Origin of the sequence: Streptomyces sp. NBC_00237 (genome assembly GCF_026342435.1) — a bacterium.
In the GTDB taxonomy this organism is placed as follows: Bacteria; Actinomycetota; Actinomycetes; order Streptomycetales; family Streptomycetaceae; genus Streptomyces.
The window spans coordinates 294,095-315,524 of record NZ_JAPEMT010000003.1; the positions used below are offsets into that span (position 1 = coordinate 294,095).

A 21,430-nucleotide genomic window follows, 5' to 3' on the forward strand; every position below is an offset into this window, starting at 1 on the left:
AACTGCCTCTTTACACCGTGACGTTGACGTCGACCTGCATCCCTCTCCAGCCCGCCCCGCTCCTCGGCCCGCTCCGCCCTTGCGCCCGCTCCGCTCCTCAGTCCTCGTCCGCGAGCCAGTTCCCGTGGAAGCCCACCGGCACCCGTACCGGCAGGTGGACGCGCGCCACCGGCTCCGCCGTCAGGTCCCGGGAGTCCAGCACCACCAGGTCCGTCGCGTCTCGCTCCGGCTCGAAGACGTACGCGAGCAGCCAGCCGTCGTCCTCGGCCGCGCCCCGCTCCGCCGGTACGAAAACGCCCTCGCCCACGTCACCACGCGGGTCGAACGTGTGCACCTGCGTCGCGCCGGTCGCCAGGTCGAACTTGACCAGTCCGACGCCGAGTTGGGTCATCTCCTGCGGAATCAGGTCCTGCGACGTCGCCAGGTGCAGGCGGGTGCGCTCCGCCCCGTACCCGTCGCCCGGCTGGAGGACGCCGTACCCGTACCGGTGCTCCAGCGTGGCACGGCGCGGGTCGATGCGCGGGAACTCCACCGGCCGGTCGTCCAGTCGCTCCTGGCGCACCGTCCCGGCCGTCAGGTCGACGGTCCACCGCTCCAGGCACGGCGGAGCCTCGTCCGGCCCGAACCGCGCATTCCGGTCGAAGAGCTTGTCGTAGCGCACCAGGTGAACCGTCACCGTGCGGCCGTCGGCCGATTCGTACGCGCCCATCGGATGGAACACGAAGCACGGGTCGAGCTCCAGCCAGCGGACCGCCTCCGCCGGACCCCCGCGCGGCAGTACCCCGAGGCGCGCCGGCCGGGCCGGGTCCCACACGTACGGGAAGTTGTCACCGCCCCTGACGCCTTCCCGGTCGAAGACCACGGGCAGGTCGTACAGCAGGACGTACGACGCGGTGAGGGAGAAGTCGTGCATCATCGGCCCTCCCTCGACCGGCACGTCCACCCGCTGCTTGATCCGCCCGTCCAGGCCCGCCACCAGGTACTGGACGTACGGATACGCCCAGCAGTACGCGACCGCGTGCAGCTCGCCGGTCGCCGGGTCGACGGTCGAGTGCGCGGCGAACCCGCCCGGCAGGGTGCCCCGGAAGTCGAACGGGCCCAGGGTGTTCAGCTCCTGGTCCAGTTCGTACGGCAGCGCCCCGCCCTCGACGGTGGCCAGATTGCGCCCCGCGAACCGCAGGACGTGCGTGTTCGGCGCGGAGTCCATGTCCAGGTGGCGCGGCCCCTGCGGCCCCTTCTCGCCGAGCCGCGCGGCCACGGCGTCGCTGCGCACCCACCGGTTGCGGTACCACTCGGCGCGCCCGTCGCGCAGCCGCACCCCGTGCACCATGCCCTCGCCGGTGAACCAGTGGTGGGCGGCCGGGTCCTCGATGTTCAGCGGATTGGGGCCGTTGCGGAGGTAGCGGCCGGTCAGGGCCTCCGGTATGCGGCCGGTGACGTTCAGGTCGTGCGCCGTGATCTCTTCGCTGACGGGGGCGAACAGACCTTCCAGGTAGGGGTTGTTGCGATCCGTCATCGCGGCCTCCTCCGGAGGGGGGCCCGACGAGCCGGGCGGCGCGGGCCCGGCTCCCAGCCTGCCGCAGAGCACGGCCGAGGTACAGGGGCGCGTCGGCCTTACGGGGCCCGGCGCACCCCCTTGTACCTGTACGCGTACGGCTGGTACCTGTACGCGTACGGCCTACCGCCGGACGACCGACCGGATCCAGGCCAGCTGCCGGGAGACCTCCCCGGCCTCGGCGATCTTCTCCCGGTCGGAACCGTTGAAGACGCCGAGCAGGACCTCCTTGCCCTGCGGGGCGATGCTCATGATCGGCCCCCCGGAGTCGCCCCCGGCGGGAATCCCGGTCACCTTCTCCATGCAGAAGTCCGGACCGTCCGGCAGGTTGTGGCCCGCGCACCGGGGATCGCTCGACCGCACGATCTTCAGGTCCGACTGCTTGAGCACGGGGGACTGGCAGGCGTTCTCGTCGCCTTCGCAGGTGGCGCCCCAGCCGTACTGCCGGACGGTCTGGCCTGGACGGACCGGGGCGGTGGACAGGGCCGCCGTACGGATCTTCATCGGCGCGACCTTGATCAGCAGCATGTCCGCCTGCGCGCTGCCCTCCCGCTTCCCGGGCAGCGGACGCACGGTGGTGCCCTTGCGCATGTCGAGGTTGCCGACGCGGAACGAGATCCGCTTGTCGGCGATCGGCAGCGCCTGTTCGTAGAAGCAGTGCGAGGCGCTGAGGATCCACTGGTCGCTGACCGCGGTCCCCGTGCACACCGGCTGCCCGTCGACGAGCATGCGCACCGCCCACGGCCCGTACGCGCTCTTCTGGCCGCCGATCACGGCGGACGCCGGTGCGGCCGACAGTGCCGTGCCGGTCACCACCAGCAGGGCGGTCAGCATCAGGGCACGCGTGCGACGCATCATCAGGAGCAGTTCCTCTCACCGGGGCACGCGCCATCGGGGCACGAGCCGTACAGAGGGTCAGATGCCGTGCCGGGCCGAAGGGTTGCGCGAGATCAGGGAGTTCCGGTGCGCCGGTCCGCCCGCCCTGTCGCCGCCGGGAGCGAAGAAGCCCGGCGGGCCGTGCGGGAATTCTTCCGCGCGTCGCCCGACGAATACACCGTGGTATTCACCGCGAACGCCACCGGAGCCCTCAACCAGGTCATGGCCGACCAGGTGCGCTCTGCGCCGGCATGGCCACCTCCGCCGACGACATCGACCGCTTCCTCGCCCTGTGCCGGGAACTGACCACCGGCCCCTCGCCCCACCGGGAGGCGCTGCCGCCGCGTACGGCCTGCTGGGGCCGGAGCAGGGGGTACGGCGAAGGGCCGGCCGACGGAGTGTCGGCCGGCCCTCGGACGCTACGGATCAGACGTCGGCCTCGGCGTCGGCCTCGGCGTCAGTCCCGGCCTCGGCGTCAGTCCCGGCCTCGGCGTCAGTCCCGGCCTCAGACGAGGTCGAACCGGTCCAGGTCCATGACCTTCTGCCACGCCGCGGCGAAGTCCTTCACGAACTTGGCGTTCGCGTCGTCGCTCGCGTACACCTCGGCCACGGCACGCAGCTCGGAGTTCGAGCCGAACACCAGGTCGGCGCGGGTACCGGTCCACTTGAGGGCGCCGCTCGCGTCGCGGGCCTCGAACTGGTCCTGCGCGGAGGAGGTCGACTTCCACTCGGTGCCCAGGTCCAGCAGGTTGACGAAGAAGTCGTTCGTCAGCGTGCCGACGCGCTCGGTGAGGACACCGTGCTGGGAACCGCCCTGGTTCGCACCGAGGACGCGCAGACCGCCGACGAGCACGGTCAGCTCCGGGGCGCTCAGCGAGAGCAGGTTCGCGCGGTCGAGCAGCAGGAACTCGGCGGGGAGGCGGTTGCCCTTGCCCGCGTAGTTGCGGAAGCCGTCGGCGACGGGCTCAAGCGCCTCGAACGACTCGACGTCCGTCTGCTCCTGCGAGGCGTCGACGCGGCCCGGCGTGAAGCCGACCTCGACGTCCACGCCGCCGTCCTTGGCTGCCTTCTCGACCGCCGCGGTGCCCGCGAGGACGATCAGGTCGGCCAGCGAGACCTGACGGCCGCCCTTGGCGTTGAAGGACTCCTGGACGCCCTCCAGGGTGCGCAGCACCTGGGCGAGCTCGTCCGGGTTGTTGACCTCCCAGTTGCGCTGCGGCTCCAGGCGGACGCGGGCGCCGTTCGCGCCGCCCCGCTTGTCGCTGGCGCGGAACGAGGCGGCCGAGGCCCAGGCGGTGGAGACCAGCTGCGAGACGGTGAGGCCGGAGCCGAGGACCTGCTCCTTGAGCGCGGCGATATCGGCCGCGTCGAGGATTTCGCCCGTGCGCTCCGGCAGCGGGTCCTGCCACAGCAGCACCTCGGAGGGGACCTCTGGGCCGAGGTAGCGGGAGACCGGGCCCATGTCACGGTGCGTCAGCTTGTACCAGGCGCGGGCGAAGGCGTCCGCGAACTGGTCCGGGTTCTCGTAGAAGCGGCGCGAGATCTCCGCGTACACCGGGTCGAAGCGCAGCGACAGGTCCGTGGTCAGCATCGTCGGGCGGTGCTTCTTCTCGGCGTCGAAGGCGTCCGGGATGATCTCCGGGGCGTCCTTGGCGACCCACTGGTGGGCGCCCGCCGGGCTCTTGGAGAGCTCGTACTCGAACTCGAAGAGGTTCTTGAAGAAGCCGTTGCCCCACTGGGTGGGCGTCGTGGTCCAGGTGACCTCCAGGCCGGACGTGATGGCGTCCTTGCCCACACCCGTGCCGTACGTGCTCTTCCAGCCCAGGCCCAGCTGCTCCATCGGGGCGGCCTCGGGGTCGTCGCCGACGTTGTCCGCGGGGCCCGCGCCGTGGGTCTTGCCGAAGGTGTGGCCACCGGCGATGAGGGCGACGGTCTCCTCGTCGTTCATCGCCATGCGGCGGAAGGTCTCGCGGATGTCGCGGGCGGCGGCCAGCGGGTCCGGGTTGCCGTCGGGGCCCTCGGGGTTGACGTAGATCAGACCCATCTGGACCGCGCCGAGCGGGCTCTCCAGGTTGCGGTCACCGGTGTAGCGGGCGTCGCCGCCGAGCCACTCGGTCTCGGGACCCCAGTAGACGTCCTCCTCCGGCTCCCACACGTCCGCGCGGCCACCGGCGAAGCCGAAGGTCGTAAAGCCCATGGTCTCCAGGGCGACGTTGCCGGTGAGCACCATCAGGTCGGCCCAGGAGATCGACTGGCCGTACTTCTTCTTCACCGGCCACAGCAGACGGCGGGCCTTGTCGAGGCTGGCGTTGTCCGGCCAGCTGTTCAGCGGCGCGAAGCGCTGCTGACCGGCACCGGCGCCGCCTCGGCCGTCACTGATGCGGTACGTACCGGCGCTGTGCCAGGCCATCCGGATCATCAGCGGGCCGTAGTTGCCGAAGTCGGCGGGCCACCAGTCCTGCGAGGTGGTCAGCACCTCGGCGATGTCCTGCTTCACGGCCGCGAGGTCGAGCGCCTCGAACGCCTTCGCGTAGTCGAAGTCCGCACCGAGCGGGTTCGCCACGGCCGGGTTCTTCGCCAGGATCTTCAGGTTGAGGCGCTCCGGCCACCACTGACGGTTCCCGCCGCCCTGCGTGGGGTGTGCGGCCCGTCCGTGTGCGACGGGGCAACCGCCCTGCGACTCCTCGGGCTTCGGGTCGGTGACGATCGCATCGTGGTTGTCAGCCATGGGTTCCTCTCAAGCTGGGCAGATCAGCAAGTCTCAGCACGTTGTTGAACAAGTCGAGCAGGTCGAGCAAGTCGTTGAGCGGGTGGCCGGTACGGACTGCCTGGTGTCCTGTCGCTTGGCCCGTGGCCGTCGCCAAGAAGCGATCCTATGATGGACTCGGTCCAGGTCAAGAAGCTCACCTGTTCCATGTTTCGTCAAAACTATGACAACGGCCTTTAAACTCGTCCTACTTCACGGGACTTCATCAACACCAACGGGATGGTTCGTCATGAGTGACCTGCTGCAGCGCCTGCGCGGACGCGGCTGGAGAATGACCTCCCAGCGGCGAGTCGTCGCCGAGGTCCTCGACGGCGACCACGTCCACCTCACCGCCGACGAGGTGCACGCCCTCGCGGTGGGCCGCCTCCCGGAGATCTCGCGCGCCACCGTCTACAACACCCTGGGCGAGATGGTCTCCCTCGGCGAGGTCACCGAACTCTCCACCGACGGCCGCGCCAAGCGCTACGACCCCAACGCCCACCGCCCCCACCAGCACTTGGTGTGCTCGGGCTGCGGCGTCATCCGCGACGTCCACCCCTCCGGCGACCCCCTGCACGCGCTTCCCGCCGACCAGCGCTACGGCTTCACGGTGTCGGAGGCTGCGATCACGTACCGGGGGCTGTGCCCGGGGTGCGCCTGACGGACCCGGCGCGGGGGTTCCGGGTTCACGCCCCGCCGCAGCGTTCGCGGAGAGTCTTCACGCCCTCGCCTGAGAGGTCGTCGCAGTACGGTGCGCGGCCCGTCATCGCCATGAGCAGGGCCAGGGTCGAACCCGAGACGAGCGGTCCTGAGCCCGTCGTGAAGGGGCCGTCGTCCGCGACGAGTCGCAGCCCGTCGATGCGGCCCTTGGCGAGGACCACCAGGTCGGAGCCCCGGTAGTAGTCGGCCAGCAGGGTGAGCGTCTCGATCGGGTAGCCGCGCACGATGCCCAGCGGGCGGCGGATGTCCTCCCCGTGCACGACGGTCTCGCCCAGCATGGCCAGGACCGGAAGGGGCGGCTTGGTCGTGCTCGGGATCGTCCGGCGGAACCTTTCCAGGGTTTCGGCCGGGGTCGCGCCCAGCTGCTCCGCCAGCCGCATCGCCACCTGTTTGTCGAAGTCGAACCGGCAGCGGAGCACCCCCAACCACCACCGCACGGGGTTGAGGGTCGCCGCCGAGGCGAGGTGGGCCAGCACCTCGCGCACCGTGAGCTCGGTGCACAGCGACGTCGTGGCCCAGTCTCCGTCGCTCAGGTCGGCGAGATCGGCCGCCAGGGCCGCGCGCTCGGCGTGGACGAGCGGCCAGATCGGGGTCTTGCGGGCGTGTTCCGCCGTACGTTCGGGACCGGTCATGGGGGAGGTGCTCCTGTTCGTGGAAGTGCCGCCCGGCAAGCGCGTTCGAAGAGGAGACTCCCGGCCGGGGGAGAAGTCATCGCCCGCGAGTCAGCCTCCCGTACGGATCCTCAGCCGGAGCGCAGGACACGGAAGCGGTCGGGGGCGGCCGGGTCCCGGTCGGCGATCTGGACGGGCGCGTCGGCCCACTGCCACACCGGGCTGCCCGGTGTACGGGAGAAACTGATCCGCCCGCGCGTGCCCTCGACCGCGAGGGCCGGCCAGGAGGCGGAGAGGCGGGAGCGGTCCGTGCCGTACGTGCGCAGCGCCTCGGCGAGGACGGCGATCGAGTCGTACCCCTCGAAGGCGACGAAGGAGGGCGCTGCGGCCAAGCGCCCGCGCAGGGCCTTCTCGACGCGGGCGCCGAGTGGCGTGAGCTCTTCGGGCAGGTAGCGCAGGAAGGGGATCGCGAGGCCGTCGCCGCCCGGCAGTCCCGCCAGCTCGGCGAACTCCGGCTGCCCGGCCGGAGCGCCGATCAGGAGCCCGGCGAGGCGTGCGTCGCGGCGTACGGACGTGACGATCCCCCGTGCCGGTTCCGGGTGACCGACCAGGAGGAGAAGGGCAGTTGAGGCGTTCTCGACGAGTGCGTCGCACACCGCGTCGGGGGAGAGCCCGCTCGTGTCGAGTTCGGTGACGGTGCCGCCGTGCGGGGCGAGACGGTCGCGCAGGATGCGGGTTCCCGCCGCCCAGTAGACGCTCGGCTGGGTCACCACGGCGATGCGGCGGTGGCCCGCGCCGAGCAGGAAGTCCGCGTACGACCGCCAGCCCCGTGACTGCGGCGGGGAGAGGCGCGCGACCTGGTCCGTCGGCCGGTCCGTGAGCGCGTCCAGGACCGAGGAGGAGCAGAGGAACGGCAGGCCGAGGGCGGCGGCCCCGGTGGCGGCGGCGCGGGCGACGACGCTGTGGTACTCGCCGGTCAGGGCCGCCACCCCCAGGTCCGCCAACTCGGACACGGCCGCCGTCGCCTGCTGCGGATCGGCGGCCGTGTCCCGGACCAGCAGTTCGAGGGGGCGTCCCGCGATCCCGCCCGAGGCGTTGACCTCGCGGGCCGCCAACTCCAGCCCCGCGAGCAGGTGTTGACCCGCCTCGACCCAGCCCGGTCGGGTGAGGGGAGCGAGAGCGCCGATGCGTACGGGCGAATTCATGGGCGGGCCTCTCCCGGGATCGACTGCCGACCTCTTTCAAGATCGTCCGAACGTGCAGCCTATCCACCGGCCGACCGACATCCAGGCCCCAGGCCCCAGGCCCCCGGCCCCGGCGCTCCCGCCGTCCACGCCGACCCCACCGCGTCCGGCGCGAACAGCAGCCGGGCCAGGACCTGCGTGGCCTGGCCCGCCGACGCCGGTACGACGTAGGCGACCGCCAGACCGGCATCGGCACCGGCCCGTCCGAACTCGGCACCTGCCGTGCGGCGGGGGGCTTCGCGTACCCCTCTCAGGAGTTCTGGACCACCTTGCGTACGTTCTCCACGCGGCCGCAGTCGGCCTTGAGGTGTTCCGTGCGGGCGTGCCGGAAGGCGGCACCGAGTTCGGCGCGGCGGGAGGCGGGGACGTTCTCGCGGGCGCCGTTGAGGAGGGTGCGCTCCTCCTCGTCCGTGTGATGGGTCACCGCCGCGACGAGCCTCTCCAGCTTCTCGTCCCAGTCGCCGGAGCCGACCTCCTCGACTTCGAGGAGGGCCAGCAGCGCCCGGTTGCCTTCGCTGTGCTCCTGGACGCCGTGCTCGACCTCGGCGTCGTCGATGCGCCGGTACGTCCTGAGGGCGGGGTACACCTCGTCCTCCTCGGCCTCGCCGTGCGCGATCAGCAGCGCGGCGAACAGCCGGAGCGCCCCGGCCCGGTCCTCCGCCACGCTGCGCATGCGGCGCAGCAGTTCCTCCATGCGCCGGTGGTCGTCCAGGATGAGCTTCACCACGTCCTGCGGGTGCTGTGTCACGGTCGCCTCCACGTGCGATCGGCGGGAACGTCGTCCGGTCGCCTTTCTGATACCCCGTACGCCGGTGTCCGGACGGCCGGGAACCGTTCCCCGGCCGGTAGCCGATCGCTAGGATTCCGCTATGGCGACAACCCAGTTGAACGCGCGCGTGCCCGAGGAACTGGCCGCGCGGGTGCGCGCCTCCGCCTCCCGGGCCGGGATGAACATCGGCGAGTACGTGGCCTCCGTCCTGGAGGCCGACCAGGCCGCCGCCTCGGGCAGCCCCGAACTCCGCGAGGCGCGGGCCCGGATGCACGCGGCCGTGGCGTACCGGAAGTGGCTGGCCGACGACAGGTCGGAGAAGGACGCCATGAGCATGGACGAGGTCTTCGGCGACTGACCGCGCACCGGGCGCGGCTCCCCGGCCTGTCGACGCTCCCGGTCCGCGACTACGCTCATGATCACGTGCCGATGAGAGAGGCGCGGCGGAGCGTGGCGTGGGACGAGGTCGGGGAGGGCGAGCAGTGGAACCGGTCGCGGTGTGGGTGTGCGGAGCGGGACTCCTCACACTGGGCCTGCTGATCCACTTCCTGTGCCGGCAGGCGGGGAACGGCGACCTGGGACGCAACGCCGCGATCGGCATCCGGACCAGGGCCACGATGTCCTCGGACGCTGCGTGGAACGCGGGCCACGCAGCGGCGATCCCCCTGCTGAGGGCGACGTACCTGACGGCGTACGCCACGGGCGCGATCACCGGCGTCCTGGCCCTGGCGGTGCCCCTGGGCGGCATCAGGGCGCCCGCGATCATCGCCGTCCCCCTGTGCGCCCTCGCCACGGTCGTCATGCTGCTCTCGGTGGCGTCGTCCAGGGCGAACGCGGCCGCACGCACCACCGCGTAGTCCGTGGAGGAGCTACTCCTGCTGGTGTCCGTGGAGCGACCCCTGCTGGTGGGCGTGGACGGCCCACTGAACCCCCGCACGACGACATCACGATCACGGACGCCGACCGGGCCTGGGTGCGGGAGCGCCACGACGGTCCCGCCCTTCTGCGTCGGACCGGCCCCCGCGTGGGAGGGGCTCAGGCCGCTGGGAGGGTGGCGTGGACCTGGCGGAGGAAGGTCGCGTTGTCGGGGGTGTGGCGCAGTTTGGTGAGGACCGTTTCGAGGGTGCCCTGCCCCTCGCGCGACTGGAGGGCCCGGCGCAGACCGCGTACAGCGGCCAACTCGGCGGCGGGCATGAGGAGTTCCTCGCGGCGGGTGCCGGAGGGCGTGATGTCGACCGCGGGGAAGACGCGTCGGTCCGCGAGGGAGCGGTCCAGACGCAGTTCCATGTTGCCGGTGCTCTTCAGCTCCTCGAAGTAGTAGTCGTCGGCGCGCGAACCCGTGTCGACCAGGGCCGTGGCCAGGATCGTCAGGGAGCCCGCCTCCTCGGTGAGCCGGGCCGCGCCGAAGAAGCGCTTCGGGCCGATCAGCGCGGACGCGTCGACGCCGCCGCTGAGCGTACGGCCGCCGGAGGAGGCGGCGTTGTTGTGCGCCCGGCACAGCCGGGTCAGGGAGTCGAGCAGGATCACGACGTCCTGGCCGTCCTCGACGAGGCGCTTGGCGCGTTCCACGGCCAGTTCCGCGAGCGCGATGTGCGCCTTAGCGGGCCGGTCGAAGGTCGACGCGTACACCTCGCCGCGCACGCTGCGGCGCATGTCGGTGACCTCCTCGGGCCGTTCGTCCAGGAGCACCACCATGAGGTGCGCCTCGGGGTGGTTGGCGGCGACCGACGCGGCCAACTGCTGGAGCAGTACGGTCTTGCCGGTCTTCGGCGGCGCGACGATCAGCCCGCGCTGACCCTTGCCGACGGGGGCGACCAGATCGACGACGCGCGGACCGAGGTCGCCCGCCGCGCTCTCCAGGTGCAGCCGCTCGCGCGGGTGCAGCGGGGTGAGGTCGTGGAAGTGAGGACGGCGCCGAGTGGCGTACTGGGGATCGTCGTTGACGAAGTCGACCTGGGTGAGGGTGTGCGGCTTGCCGCAGACGCCGTGCACCAAGTCGCCCTTGCGCAGGCCGAGTCGGCGGATGAGCGCGGCGGGAACCTGCACGTCGTGCTGGGTGGGTTCGAGGTCCGTCCCGCGCAGGAAGCCGTGGCTTCCTCCGGTTCCGGCGAGGTCGAGGATGCCCACGGCGTGAACGGCCGGAGACGGAGCGGTGGTTGGGGTTTCGAGTGTGGTGGTCATGATGGGGCGGTCCTTTCGAGGACGTCTACGGGTGAGAACACGGGAGAGGGGGAGAGTCCGGCGGACGTCGCGCGGCGCTATGCCGATGCGCGGCGGGCGGCAGGGCCCGCGGCCGGTGAGAAGCCCGTTGCTCGGGTCCGTCGGGTCCGTCGACGCGGAAACCCTCGGCAGAGGCCCGAGCGGGGCAGGGCAGGGCAGGGGAACGTACCCCTGGGGAAGAGCTGTGAGAAGTGCGGCACCCGGAATCCGGGAGGTGCGCGATTGCCGGGAGAAGGAACGTCCGGCGGGAAGAGGAGCACCGTCGCCGCAGAGGGGCGAAAATCGAGTGCCATCGGCAATGTACCACGGGTGGCGGGATGCCCGGTACCGGCTTGTGCCGCTGCCGCTGCCGCTGGTGCTGTTGCCGCCGCCGGGTGCGAGGCCCGCCGCCTATGCTGGGCGCGGTGTTCACACCCCAGGGCCCCACCTTCCGAGAACTCGCCGTCCAGGCGCTCTCCTCCGTCGAGCACGGCTACGACCTGCTCGCCCCGAAGTTCGACCACACTCCCTTCCGTACGCCCGACGCGTTCCTCGCCCCGGTGACCGACTTCCTGCGCCGTCTCGGCGCCTTCGACGCGGGACTCGATCTGTGCTGCGGCACCGGTGCGGGGGCCGGAGTCCTGGAGGAGGTCTGCCGCGAGCGGGTGGCCGGGGTCGACCTCAGCGCCGGAATGCTCGACGTGGCCCGGCGCCGCCCCTCGGCTCCCGTACCCGTCCACTGGGTTCGCGGCGACGCGCTCGCCCTCCCCTTCGGCCCGGTCTTCGACCTGGTGGTGAGCTTCGGCGCCTTCGGCCACTTCCTGCCCGCCCTGCGCCCCGCGCTCTTCTCCCAGGTCCACGCGGTGCTGCGGCCCGGTGGCCGGTTCGCCTTCCCGCTGCCCGCCCCGGCGGTGCCCGGCTCGCGCGTCCACCTCGCCATGCTGGGCTTCGACGCCGTGATGCGGGTGCGCAACGCGCTCTGGCGACCTCCCTTCGTCATGTACTACCGAGGCTTCCGGCTCGGCGACATCACCGCCGAACTCTCCGCAGCCGGTTTCGGCGTCGAGACGTACGCACTGGAGGAACTCGGCCGCCGCGAGGACGGATCCCCGCGCTGCCGCATGGTGGTCGCGACCCGGCGCTGAGGCGCGGAGCACGGGGCGGCGGCTTCCGGGGCGGCCCCGTACCGCCGTCGTTCAGGGGCGGTACGTTGCGGCCATGTGCATATCAAGCGGCGAGGCTGTGTTCTCCGGCACCTTCACGTACTGCGGGAGGCGGCACCACCCGGTGCACGGCCTCATCCACGTCCTGGGTTACCAGAACACCGCCGTCAACCTGGCGGGCGGCCCGAACGCGATGCTGCTGCACCTGCCCGCGGTCCAGCTCACACCCGAGCACTTCCTGCCCGCCGGGCACGACGGCGACGTCCTGCGCCGCATGGTCGACGCCGTCGCGCCCGTGTCCGTCGCTGCGGACGGCATCGCCTGGATGGGCGCGGAGCCCGAGCCGGTCCGGGTCTTCGAGCACGACATCTACACGGTGCTCCTGGCCGCCGACCCGCACGCGATCCCCGCCGCCCTGCGGCACGTGCCGCCGCACCGGCGTCCCGTACTCGACCCGGAACTCCTGCGGTTCTACGCCGACCACTTCCCCGACCACACCGTCGCCCTCTGCTGCTTCGACAACGCCGACGCGAAGCGGGCCAAGCCCCTCCTCCTCTGGTACGAGCCCCTCGACGCCGACCGGCTGACGGTGCCCGCCCTGGACTGCCACACCGGAGGGGCGCCGGACCTCGACGCGGAGGTTCCCGTGGACCACTGGGTCCTCTTCTCCACCGACGAGGCCCCGGCCGACTGGGGCTCTCCCGTCGAATACTCCGGGCACATGCGCCACCGTCTGCGCGGCTTTCTCCCCGACACCGTCATCGGCCGGTACTTCGGCGATGAGCAGAAACTGATCAACGGAGACTTCACCATCAGCCACCTCGATCTCCTCACCGACGACGCCGACCGCATCGAGCGCCTGCACCCCGACGGAGCGCGGTTCGCGCTGCCCGCCGCGTTCGCGGAATAAAGCCGTTCGATTGCGCGTGCATTGAGGCGGAGAAGCGGGGCACACGGAGGTTGCAGGACAACGGCCCACCCGTCGCAGATCCGGTGGCGGGCCCGTATTTCGTCCGGCCCGGTCCGTGGAGTGGAACGGACGGAATTGGCTACTGCCGTGCGCCCGATCGCAGGCCGCACGCTGTATAGAGAGAAGAGATGGGAACCGCGATGATTATTCTTGGTGTCATCCTGCTCCTGATAGGAGTGCTGGCCGGAATCTCGATTCTGACGACCGTGGGCGGAATCCTCGTCGTGGTCGGTGCGGTCCTGTGGATTCTCGGGGCGACCGGACGTGCTTTCGGCGGACGGAAGCACTACTTCTGATCGGGATTCCGCATTCTGAGTTCCGAGTGCTGATCAGGAACATCTACTGAACGCCGTCGTGGGCGGGCGGACCCGATGCGGGTCCGCCCGCCCACGACGCACGCATGCGCGCACGGGTTCCAGCCGTCAGAAGTCGAGTACGACCCGGAGCACGCCGCGCACGACACGGACGACCGTACCGACCACCATGCGTACGACGCCCTCGGCGAGCCCCGACATGACCACCTCGCCCGCGACGTCGGCGAGGTCGTCGGCCACGCCGTCCCCACCGCACGGCTGCCTCCGGCACACCCTGCGCAGCGGTCCGGCCACCGGCTGCCCACAACGCTTGCACTTCCTGCCACGGTGTCGCACGACCGTCCCCCGTTCGCTTGCCGTCTGTGCAGGTGAGGACGCGGGCGGGGGCGGGGGTGGTTGCTCCGTACGCGCTTCTGACCGAACCCGCCGGTCCGTCCGCCCGGCGCCGGTGAATCGATCACGCCCCCAGGCCCCAGCTCGTAGGTCGGACCTCACCGCCCCGCTCTCTCCCGTCACCACGGTCCCCGTCAGGGTGGCTTCGCAGCTCTCCCGAGGCGGGGGTATTTGTGACCCAGGTCACTCTTGAGGTTGACCTCGGGTCAGGGTGAATGCTCATCGCAACGGCAGGACGGCGCCGACCCCGGCGCCGGCCGTCACCCAGCTGAGGAGCTGACCATCATGGGCATCACCCCTTCCGAGACTCGCCCGGAGCTGCGCAAGGCGATCGAGGAGATCACCGCATCCGGCATCACCGGCATCTCGCTGCACGTCCACGACGAGCGGGGCGACTGGGCGGGCAGCGCCGGAGCGGCCGAACTGGACGGGCCCGCCGCGCCCCCGGTGAACGGGCACGTCCGCATCGGCAGCAACACCAAGACCTTCACCGCGGCCCTGGTGCTCCAGCTGGTGGCGGAGGGCAGGGTCGCCCTGGACGACCCGGCGGCCGACCATCTCCCCGAGTTCGACCTCGACGCCAAGACCACCGTACGGATGCTGCTCCAGCACACCAGCGGCATCTTCAACTTCACCGGCGAGATGTACGAGGACGGGACGGTCGGCCATGGCATCCCCTCCACGATCTCCGGCCAGGAATGGGTCGACAAGCGCTTCACCACCTACCCGCCCGAGGACCTGGTCCGCCTCGCGCTGTCCCGGCAGCCCCGGTTCGCGCCGGGCGAGGGCTGGAGCTACTCCAACACCAACTACGTCATCCTCCGGCTGCTGGTCGAGAAGCTCACCGGCCTCTCGTGCGCCGAGGTCACGCAGGAACGCATCCTGGGCCCGCTCGGACTCACCGGCACGGTGGTGCCGGGCGCGTCGCCGGAGATCCCCGCACCGTACGCACACGCCTACTACCGGTACGAGGACGTCGACGGCCGCGAGCACACGGTCGACGTCACCCGGCAGAACCCCTCCTGGGTCTCTGCGGGCGGCGACATGATCTCCACACCCCGGGACCTGCATGTCTTCATCTCCGCGCTGGTGGCGGGGGAGTTGGTGCCCGCACCGCTGCTGGCCGAGATGACCGCGCCCCATGCCGCCAGCGGCTTCGGGCTCGGGCTGCGCGTGCAGGAGCTGGACGGGGGCGGCACCGTCTACTTCCACAACGGCGGTCAGGGCGGCCACGCGGCACTCATGTACAGCACACCGGACGGCAGCAGGACCCTGACGGCCGCGCTGAACTACGTCGACGACGCGGCCCTGTCGATGGCCGGACCCTTCCTGAAGGCGATGGAACGGCTCGTGGCGGAGGTGTTCGGCGGGGCTGAGGACGATGCTGCCCGTCGTGCGGGCTGACCGTACCCGGTTGCTCGCGAGTGGGGGTGCGTGGCCGTCCGGCCCGTGGGCAGGGCAGGCTGTCCCGATGAGCAACGGACTTACGATCGGGCAGGCCGCCACCTTCGCCGGAGTCACCGTGAAGACGGTGCGGCACTACCACAAGCTCGGCCTCGTCGCGGAGCCGGAGCGCGACAGCTCCGGCTACCGGCGTTACGGATCGGCCGAGTTGCTGCGTCTCGTCCAGGTCCGCACGCTGGCCGCCGCCGGGGTGCCACTGGCCGAGACCGGGCCCCTGCTCGACGCCGACGCCGAGGAGTTCGCGACCGCGCTCGTCGCCGTGGAGCAGGAACTCACCTCGCGGATCACTGAGTTGACCGAACGCCGCGACATGCTGCACCGCCTGGCCGAGGGCGACCGGGCCCTGCTGCCCGACCGGGCGGTGGCGCTGCTGGAGCGGATGGCCGGGCGCGGCTTCACCCGCGAGGAGGTGGCGGCGTCCCGCGAGGGCCTGGTGCTGGCCAGGGCGCTGGCGCCGGACGGGCTCGACGACTACCTCGACGCGCTCGAACTCGCTCTGGACGACGCGCCGTTCCTCGCGCTGATCAAACAGGGGGCCGAGGCGGTGGACTGGGAGCCGGACGACCCCCGCCTCGAAGAACTCGTCGACGCGATGGCGGACGCGTACCTCGCCGATCCCCAGCGGCTGAAGATCGTGACCAGCTTCCAGGCCCGCACCGAGACCGCGACCCGCTACCGGCTCATCAGCCGCTTCGGCAACCAGTCCCCGGCGGGGGCCCGGATGGCGGACCTGATCGAGGCGAGGCTCCGCGCGGCGGGCGTGGTCATTCCGCGCGGCTGAGGATGTGTACGCGAGCCCCGGGGTGTACGCGTACGCGAACCCCCGGACGCGAGGTGCCCCCCGGCCCGTGAAGGGGTGGGGCGGCGGGGTGGTGGCGTCGGAACGGGGCCGTGCGCCGACACCACCACGTCTCACCCGTCGCCGGGCCGCCCGCCCTGCGGAAGGGGGCATCCGTCACCAGGTCGGGGGACCTCCGGCGCTTGCCCGCCTCACCGCGTCTCACCAGGGCTGAGGGCAGTCGGAGAGTCCGGCGGAACACCATCGCCTCAGGGCCCGGACCACGGCCGGGCCGTGCGGGGGCGGCCGATCCGAAGGCCCGCAGACAACCCCCTGCGGAGCCGGGCACCTGTGGCCGCACGTACCCCTGTGCCAGTCGCCCGTACTCGAACCCCCATGATGAACACCATGAACCACCGCACCCGCATCACCCGCGCGACGGGCCTGCTCCTGACCGCCGCTCTCGTGCCCCTGCTCACCTCGTGCGGCCTCACGGGCGTCATGTCGCCCGCCGAGGTCCGGGGCGACGCCGTGGGCGACGGCAAGGCCGCGAGCGGGCCGGTCGACTGCACGAAGGCGAAGTGCGTGGCGCTCACCTTCGACGGCGGCCCCAGCGCACCCACGCCGAAGGCACTGGACGTACTGAAGGAGCAGAAGGTCCCGGCGACCTTCTTCCTCCAGGGCAAGGGCCACACCGACACGTACCCCCAGACCGTGACCCGCATGGCCAAGGAAGGCCATGAAATAGCGAACCACACGTGGTCGCACAAGAACCTGACCGAACTCACCCCGGAGGAGATCCGGGCGGAGATCCAGCCGGTGCAGAAGGACATCAAGGAGGCCACCGGCAAGGCCCCCACCCTGATGCGCCCGCCGGGCGGCGCCACCAGCAACGAGGTGAAGGACGTCCTGAAGGAGATGGGCCTCGCCCAGATCCTGTGGAGCGTCACCGCGAAGGACTTCGGCGTCAAGGACCCCGAAGTGGTCAAGAAGCGCGTCCTCGAACAGACCAAGCCCGACGGCATCATCCTGCTGCACGAGCGCTACCCCGGAACGATCCCCGCGCTCCCCGGCATCATCGGCGAACTCCGCAAGCAGGGGTACACCTTCGTGACGGTCTCCCAGCTGATGTCCCCCGCCGTGCCGGAAGCGGGCGAGGTCTACCGCCCCTGACCGGCCACGCTTCCTGACCGGCGGCGCTTCCTGACCGGCCATGCCTTCCGCCGTCCCGGCTACGCGCCGCCGCCCTCCGCCTGGAGCCGTGCGCGGTGCCGGGCGGTGGCGGCCTCCGCGTGGTGGCCCAGCCGCTCGGCCAGCCGCGCCTGGGCCAGCCAGTTGTACGGGCACGTCGGGCGCAGGGCGATGCGTTCGCTGAGCAGGGCGCGCGCCACGTCGTGCCGTCCGGCGCGCAGGGCCGCCTCCAGCAGGGTCTTCTGTACGGCGTCCCGCTGGGCGTGGCTGCCGCCGAACGCGGCGAGGCGGTGCCGCAGGGGCATCAGGAGGTCGACCGCCTCCCCGTCGCGGCCCGTGCCGTAGGCGATGAGCGCTTCGCAGACCGGGACGCCGATGCCGGCGGTCATGGCGTGGTTGGAGAGCGCCGTACGGTCCCCGCACTCGGCGGAGGCCAGCCAGCGGCGCCGGTCCGCGACCAGTTCCCCGGCGTCCTTGACGCGGCCCGCCCCCACGTACGCCATCACGGCGTGCACGTCGTTGAACGCGTAGTGCGCGCCGTCCGCCCGCCCCGCCCAGCCCCGCGCGAGCCGTTCCCAGCGCGCGGAGACGTCCCGGCCCGCCAGGAACAGCCGCCACAGGAGGGCGGAGGCGTCGAGGAGCTGCATGGCGAGGGGCGGGGCGTCCGGCGGGTGGACGGCGCTGTCGTAGATGTCCAGGACCCGGGCGGTGTCACCGGTTTCCAGGGCGAAGAGTGCGTAGTGCCACCAGTTGTGCACGGTGAGGAAGTTTCCGGTCGCCCAGTCGGCGGTCCGTGCGTCCAGGAAGCGGATGCCGTCGGTGAACCGGCCGCGCATCTCGAAGCTGTGCGCCACGCCGTGCACGCCCCACACGTCACGGGGGTTGCGGGCGAGCGCGTCCAGGCCCGCCTGTTCCGCCTGCTCGTAGTGGCCGGACTCCTCCAGGCCGAAGGCGTACATCCCGAGCAGCGGCCCGTAGTGCGGATCGTCCTGGTCCCAGGCACTCAGCGCCCCGCCGATCCGGTCGCGCAGACGGCCCGCGTCGCCGGTCAGGAAGTCGAGCTGGTGGCCCGCCAGCAGGGCCAGGGCGTCGCGCGGCCAGCCGATCGACAGCTCGTCGAGGAGGCGGGCCGCGCCGTGCAGGTCTCCGTCGAGGCAGGCCCCGGCGGCGGCCAGGTGCAGCCGTTCCCTGGGCGTGATCCGGGTGGTCCCCGATTCTTCGAGTGCGGTACGGAAGAGGACGAAGGGACCCCGGGCCCCGGCCGTGTCCTTCTCCTCCGTGCCCAGTACGGCCAGATAGGCGGCGAGTGCCTGCCCCATGGGGGAGGCGGGCGAGGCGCGCAGGACGTCCGCCGCCCGGTCGACGACCTCCGGACGGAAGAACAGCAGGTCGTCCAGGGCCTGCTCGTAGTGCTGAGCGCCGTCGCGGTCGGTGTCGCTCAGGGGGTGGTCGTGCCGGTCCACTGTCATCGGAAGCTCCCAGGTGGCGCGCGGTCGCGCGGATACGGAGGAGAGCCTGCCCACGTCGGGGCCGCTCCACCAGGAGGCCGGATTTATCCCGACAAAGGGCCGGTTCTAGGTCTGGCGGTCCTGCGGCGGCGGTCGTAGACAGGGAGGTTCACCCAGGGAGGCCGTGATGGACAGGACCATCAGCAAGGGCACGTTCCGGGACGCGTTCAAGAATCAGACCGTCGCGATCTCCGCACTGCCGCCGGGCACGGGCCGACGCCTCGCCGAACGGGCCAACGCGACGGCCGGTCCCGCCGATGCCGCGCTGCGTACGAAGGCCGAGTTCAGCTCCCTGTACGACCTGCTCCACGCCGAGCAGGGGGACACGCCGGGCGACCTGACGGACGGGTACCTGGTCCTCCTGGACGCGGCGGGGAAGCCCACCCCGATCGGGCGGATCGTCGGCGAACTCCTCGACGCGGCGGAGAGCAAGACCGATTTTTTCGCCCAGGACATGTATCAGGTCAAGGTCACCGGCTGGCCGCCCGGCGTCCTGACGGCCGACGAGGCCATGGAGGCGCCGAAGGGGGCCCTGCTGACCCTGGCGCGGAGCAGTGCCCCGGACGACGTGCTCCTCGCGACCCCGTCGTTCTCGATGGTCAACAGCGGCAATCTGACGGCCCACGCCCCCAAGCGCTCCTGGAAGATCGACTTCGAGGTCGGCGAGAGCGAGGACCGGCTCCACGGCATGGAGCGGGTCAACCTCAAGGCGATGTACAACGACCCCTCCCAGATGCGCGAGGCCGTCGCCTGGCGGCTGCTGGAGCGGGCGGGCATCCCGGCGGCGCAGCACACGTACGCGACGTTCCAGATCAACGACCGCTACCTGGGGCTCTTCTCGGTCATCGAGCAGGTCGACAAGAAGTTCCTGAAGGACCACTTCGGCAAGAACGCCGAGGGCAACCTCTACAAGGCGTACTGCGGTGACGTCGGCTGCGCGACCCTGGAGCACCGCTCCACCGAGGACGGCGGCGACGGCGGCAGCCAGTACTTCACCGCGGGCAGCCTGGAGGACGACCGCACGTACCGGCTGAAGACGAACGAGGACGACCCGGCCAAGAGCACCTACGACGACCTCGCCACGCTCATCCGTACCATCAACGGCGTCCAACTGCCGGGCGGCGAGGGGCGGTTCGCGACCGACGTCTTCGCCGAGTCGGTCGAGGAGGTCTTCAACGCACGGGCCTTCCTGCGCTGGGCGGGCGCCAACGTCCTGCTCGGCAGCTGGGACAACTACTTCGCGACGCCGTCGAACTACTACCTCTACAACGCGGGGCGGCTCGGCGACGCGACGGGCTTCATGGCCCGCCCGTACTTCACCTTCGTCCCCTGGGACTACGACAACAGCTCCGGCATCGACTTCTTCGCGACGCAGTGGCAGTACACGGACCTGCTCGACTGGCCCGCGACGAGCCGCGAGTACTGCCGGATCACCCACGCCCCGCACGAGACCTCGCACCTGCCGCTGTTCACCAACCTGCTGCGGCACCACGACTTCTGCCAGTACTACCTCGACCACCTCGAACACCTCCTCGACGCGGAGTTCGGCCCCGAGCGGGTCGCCGCGATGCTCGGCGCGGAGGGGTCGGGGCGTACCGACGGCCTGTGGCAGCTCATCGCACCCGCCGTGTACGGCGAGTCCACGAGTCCGCACGGACAGCCCTTCACGGGGCGGCAGTTCACCAACGACGAGGTGTACCGGGCCGGCTACCGCCAGTGGGAGCTGAGCCGGGGCAAGCAGTTCACGTACGGGATCTTCCACTACACGCGCATGCGGTACGACCACGCACGCCAGCAGCTCGCCGAACTCCGCAAGACCTATCCCAACGGTGCCAGCGGGGCGACGTTCCCGGGCGCGATGGAGGTACTTCCCTCATGACCGCAGCCAAGAAGCAGACCAAGAAGCAGACCAAGAAGCCGACCGAGAAGCAGACCGAGAAGCCGACCGAGAAGCCGACCAAGGAAACGGCCAAGCCCGGCGAGTTGCGCCTGGTCAAGGAAACCAAGATCCAGGACCTGATCGGGGACGGCGCGGGCACCCGCCTGGAGGCGAGCGGGGTCCTCTACCGCGACGGCACCTTCCTGATCGTCTGCGACAACCTGCCCTCCCTCATCCGGGTCGGCAGCGAGCTGTCGCCGAAGGCGCCGGAGAACGAGATCATCAACCCCAAGGCGGCGCGGAAATCCGGGAGTTCCGCGAAGGAGGCGAACGTCGGCTACGAGGACCTGGCCCACGACGCTCTCCACGACCACTACTTCACCCTGAGCGAAGCCGAACCCGTCAAGCCCCAGGGCTTCCGCGCCCGCGTCCACGAGTACGACGCCACGTTCCGCCCGCTGGGATCGGCGCAGCTCGACTTCGACCTCGCGGACGCCAACAAGGGCATGGAGGGCCTGGAGTGGGTGGAGCGCTCGGGCACCGGGCACCTGCTGGCCCTCTGTGAAGGGAACCTCTGCCTGGGCGGCAAGAAGGGCAGGACACCGGGCGGCGGCCGCATCCAGGTCTTCCGGCGCGAGGGCAAGCGCTGGGCCCACACGGACACCATCAGCCTGCCCGCGTCGCTCCCCTTCGAGGACTACGCCAGCGTGTCCGTGCGCGACGGACGCATCGCCGTCCTGTCGCAGGCGTCGTCCGCCCTGTGGGTGGGCCGCCTCTCCGCCAAGAAGTGGGAGGTCGACGAGGGCACGGTCCACCGCCTCCCCACGGACGGCAAGGGGCGCACGGTCTACGGCAACCCCGAAGGCGTGTCCTGGGTCTCGGCCGACCACGTGGTGATCGTCTCCGACCGCGCGAAGAAGGGCGCGGAGAACGAGCGCTTCCGTGCCAAGGACCAGTCGGTCCACCTGTTCCTGATCCCTGGCGAGCACGCCTGAGCCACGCTGCCGCCGACTGCGCACCGCCCGGGGGAGTTCACCCGCGTACGAGAAA

Annotated in this window: 20 protein-coding genes; 11 read left to right on the forward strand and 9 right to left on the reverse strand. The window is 71.1% G+C overall.

Features of this window, described 5'->3' with window-relative positions; genetic code table 11:
- Positions 1 to 97 precede the first annotated feature (97 nt).
- From OG897_RS28240 to katG, 3 genes are all read right to left on the reverse strand, one after another.
- The gene (locus OG897_RS28240; RefSeq protein WP_266661019.1) at positions 98 to 1,516 is read right to left on the reverse strand and encodes a carotenoid oxygenase family protein; all 1,419 of its coding nucleotides are present in this window, start codon (positions 1,514 to 1,516) and stop codon (positions 98 to 100) included.
- A gap of 162 nt (positions 1,517 to 1,678) precedes the next feature.
- Complete coding sequence (locus OG897_RS28245) at positions 1,679 to 2,413, reverse strand: trypsin-like serine protease (RefSeq protein ID WP_266661021.1); 735 nt, start codon at positions 2,411 to 2,413, stop codon at positions 1,679 to 1,681.
- Between the two features lie 523 nt (positions 2,414 to 2,936).
- Complete coding sequence (gene katG / locus OG897_RS28250; RefSeq protein ID WP_266661023.1) at positions 2,937 to 5,159, reverse strand: catalase/peroxidase HPI; 2,223 nt, start codon at positions 5,157 to 5,159, stop codon at positions 2,937 to 2,939.
- Between the two features lie 268 nt (positions 5,160 to 5,427).
- On the opposite strand from katG, the gene OG897_RS28255 reads away from it, so the two are divergent.
- Positions 5,428 to 5,838: a Fur family transcriptional regulator gene (locus OG897_RS28255; protein ID WP_266661025.1), complete on the forward strand. Its 411-nt coding sequence runs from the start codon at positions 5,428 to 5,430 to the stop codon at positions 5,836 to 5,838.
- Between the two features lie 25 nt (positions 5,839 to 5,863).
- On the opposite strand, the gene OG897_RS28260 is transcribed toward OG897_RS28255, so the two are convergent.
- The 3 genes from OG897_RS28260 to OG897_RS28270 all read right to left on the reverse strand — a co-directional run bounded on the left by OG897_RS28260 (position 5,864) and on the right by OG897_RS28270 (position 8,500).
- The gene (locus OG897_RS28260; RefSeq protein ID WP_266661027.1) at positions 5,864 to 6,529 is read right to left on the reverse strand and encodes a maleylpyruvate isomerase family mycothiol-dependent enzyme; all 666 of its coding nucleotides are present in this window, start codon (positions 6,527 to 6,529) and stop codon (positions 5,864 to 5,866) included.
- A 110-nt stretch (positions 6,530 to 6,639) separates the two neighbouring features.
- The gene (locus tag OG897_RS28265) at positions 6,640 to 7,713 is read right to left on the reverse strand and encodes an ABC transporter substrate-binding protein (RefSeq protein WP_266661029.1); all 1,074 of its coding nucleotides are present in this window, start codon (positions 7,711 to 7,713) and stop codon (positions 6,640 to 6,642) included.
- A 289-nt stretch (positions 7,714 to 8,002) separates the two neighbouring features.
- Positions 8,003 to 8,500 (reverse strand): hemerythrin domain-containing protein, encoded by a 498-nt coding sequence (locus OG897_RS28270; RefSeq protein ID WP_266661031.1) that lies wholly within the window; start codon positions 8,498 to 8,500, stop codon positions 8,003 to 8,005.
- Positions 8,501 to 8,621: 121 nt separating this feature from the next.
- Between OG897_RS28270 and OG897_RS28275 the strand changes: the two genes are divergently transcribed.
- Positions 8,622 to 8,879, forward strand: a complete 258-nt coding sequence (locus OG897_RS28275; RefSeq protein ID WP_266661033.1) for a hypothetical protein — start codon at positions 8,622 to 8,624, stop codon at positions 8,877 to 8,879.
- A gap of 124 nt (positions 8,880 to 9,003) precedes the next feature.
- Positions 9,004 to 9,378, forward strand: a complete 375-nt coding sequence (locus OG897_RS28280; protein WP_266661035.1) for an SdpI family protein — start codon at positions 9,004 to 9,006, stop codon at positions 9,376 to 9,378.
- 178 nt (positions 9,379 to 9,556) lie between these two features.
- Here the strand turns inward: OG897_RS28280 and rho are convergent, their stop codons facing one another.
- A complete protein-coding gene (gene rho, locus OG897_RS28285; RefSeq protein WP_266661037.1) occupies positions 9,557 to 10,702 on the reverse strand; it encodes a transcription termination factor Rho in 1,146 nt (381 codons plus the stop codon).
- Positions 10,703 to 11,145: 443 nt separating this feature from the next.
- Here rho and OG897_RS28290 point away from each other — a divergent pair, with 443 nt between their 5' ends.
- The 3 genes from OG897_RS28290 to OG897_RS28300 all read left to right on the forward strand — a co-directional run bounded on the left by OG897_RS28290 (position 11,146) and on the right by OG897_RS28300 (position 13,149).
- Complete coding sequence (locus OG897_RS28290) at positions 11,146 to 11,865, forward strand: class I SAM-dependent methyltransferase (RefSeq protein WP_266661039.1); 720 nt, start codon at positions 11,146 to 11,148, stop codon at positions 11,863 to 11,865.
- A gap of 73 nt (positions 11,866 to 11,938) precedes the next feature.
- Entirely contained in the window at positions 11,939 to 12,793 is an 855-nt protein-coding gene (locus OG897_RS28295; protein WP_266661041.1) for a hypothetical protein, read from the forward strand.
- 200 nt (positions 12,794 to 12,993) lie between these two features.
- A complete protein-coding gene (locus OG897_RS28300) occupies positions 12,994 to 13,149 on the forward strand; it encodes a hypothetical protein (protein ID WP_266661043.1) in 156 nt (51 codons plus the stop codon).
- 126 nt (positions 13,150 to 13,275) lie between these two features.
- Here the strand turns inward: OG897_RS28300 and OG897_RS28305 are convergent, their stop codons facing one another.
- Positions 13,276 to 13,407 carry a hypothetical protein gene (locus OG897_RS28305; RefSeq protein WP_266661045.1) on the reverse strand — a complete coding sequence of 44 codons (132 nt, stop codon included), beginning with the start codon at positions 13,405 to 13,407 and terminating at the stop codon, positions 13,276 to 13,278.
- Positions 13,408 to 13,845: 438 nt separating this feature from the next.
- Between OG897_RS28305 and OG897_RS28310 the strand changes: the two genes are divergently transcribed.
- The 3 genes from OG897_RS28310 to OG897_RS28320 all read left to right on the forward strand — a co-directional run bounded on the left by OG897_RS28310 (position 13,846) and on the right by OG897_RS28320 (position 16,975).
- Positions 13,846 to 14,964: a serine hydrolase gene (locus tag OG897_RS28310; RefSeq protein ID WP_266661047.1), complete on the forward strand. Its 1,119-nt coding sequence runs from the start codon at positions 13,846 to 13,848 to the stop codon at positions 14,962 to 14,964.
- A 67-nt stretch (positions 14,965 to 15,031) separates the two neighbouring features.
- On the forward strand, positions 15,032 to 15,805 hold the full coding sequence (locus tag OG897_RS28315; RefSeq protein WP_266661048.1) for a MerR family transcriptional regulator: 774 nt from the start codon (positions 15,032 to 15,034) through the stop codon (positions 15,803 to 15,805).
- A gap of 405 nt (positions 15,806 to 16,210) precedes the next feature.
- Positions 16,211 to 16,975 carry a polysaccharide deacetylase family protein gene (locus tag OG897_RS28320; RefSeq protein ID WP_266661050.1) on the forward strand — a complete coding sequence of 255 codons (765 nt, stop codon included), beginning with the start codon at positions 16,211 to 16,213 and terminating at the stop codon, positions 16,973 to 16,975.
- A gap of 59 nt (positions 16,976 to 17,034) precedes the next feature.
- On the opposite strand, the gene OG897_RS28325 is transcribed toward OG897_RS28320, so the two are convergent.
- Positions 17,035 to 18,462: a tetratricopeptide repeat protein gene (locus OG897_RS28325; protein WP_266661052.1), complete on the reverse strand. Its 1,428-nt coding sequence runs from the start codon at positions 18,460 to 18,462 to the stop codon at positions 17,035 to 17,037.
- Positions 18,463 to 18,628: 166 nt separating this feature from the next.
- On the opposite strand from OG897_RS28325, the gene OG897_RS28330 reads away from it, so the two are divergent.
- Both OG897_RS28330 and OG897_RS28335 read left to right on the forward strand, forming a co-directional pair.
- A complete protein-coding gene (locus OG897_RS28330) occupies positions 18,629 to 20,380 on the forward strand; it encodes a CotH kinase family protein (protein WP_266661053.1) in 1,752 nt (583 codons plus the stop codon).
- Complete coding sequence (locus OG897_RS28335; RefSeq protein ID WP_266661054.1) at positions 20,377 to 21,375, forward strand: hypothetical protein; 999 nt, start codon at positions 20,377 to 20,379, stop codon at positions 21,373 to 21,375. The genes OG897_RS28330 and OG897_RS28335 overlap by 4 nt, the downstream gene beginning before the upstream one ends.
- Positions 21,376 to 21,430 lie beyond the last annotated feature (55 nt).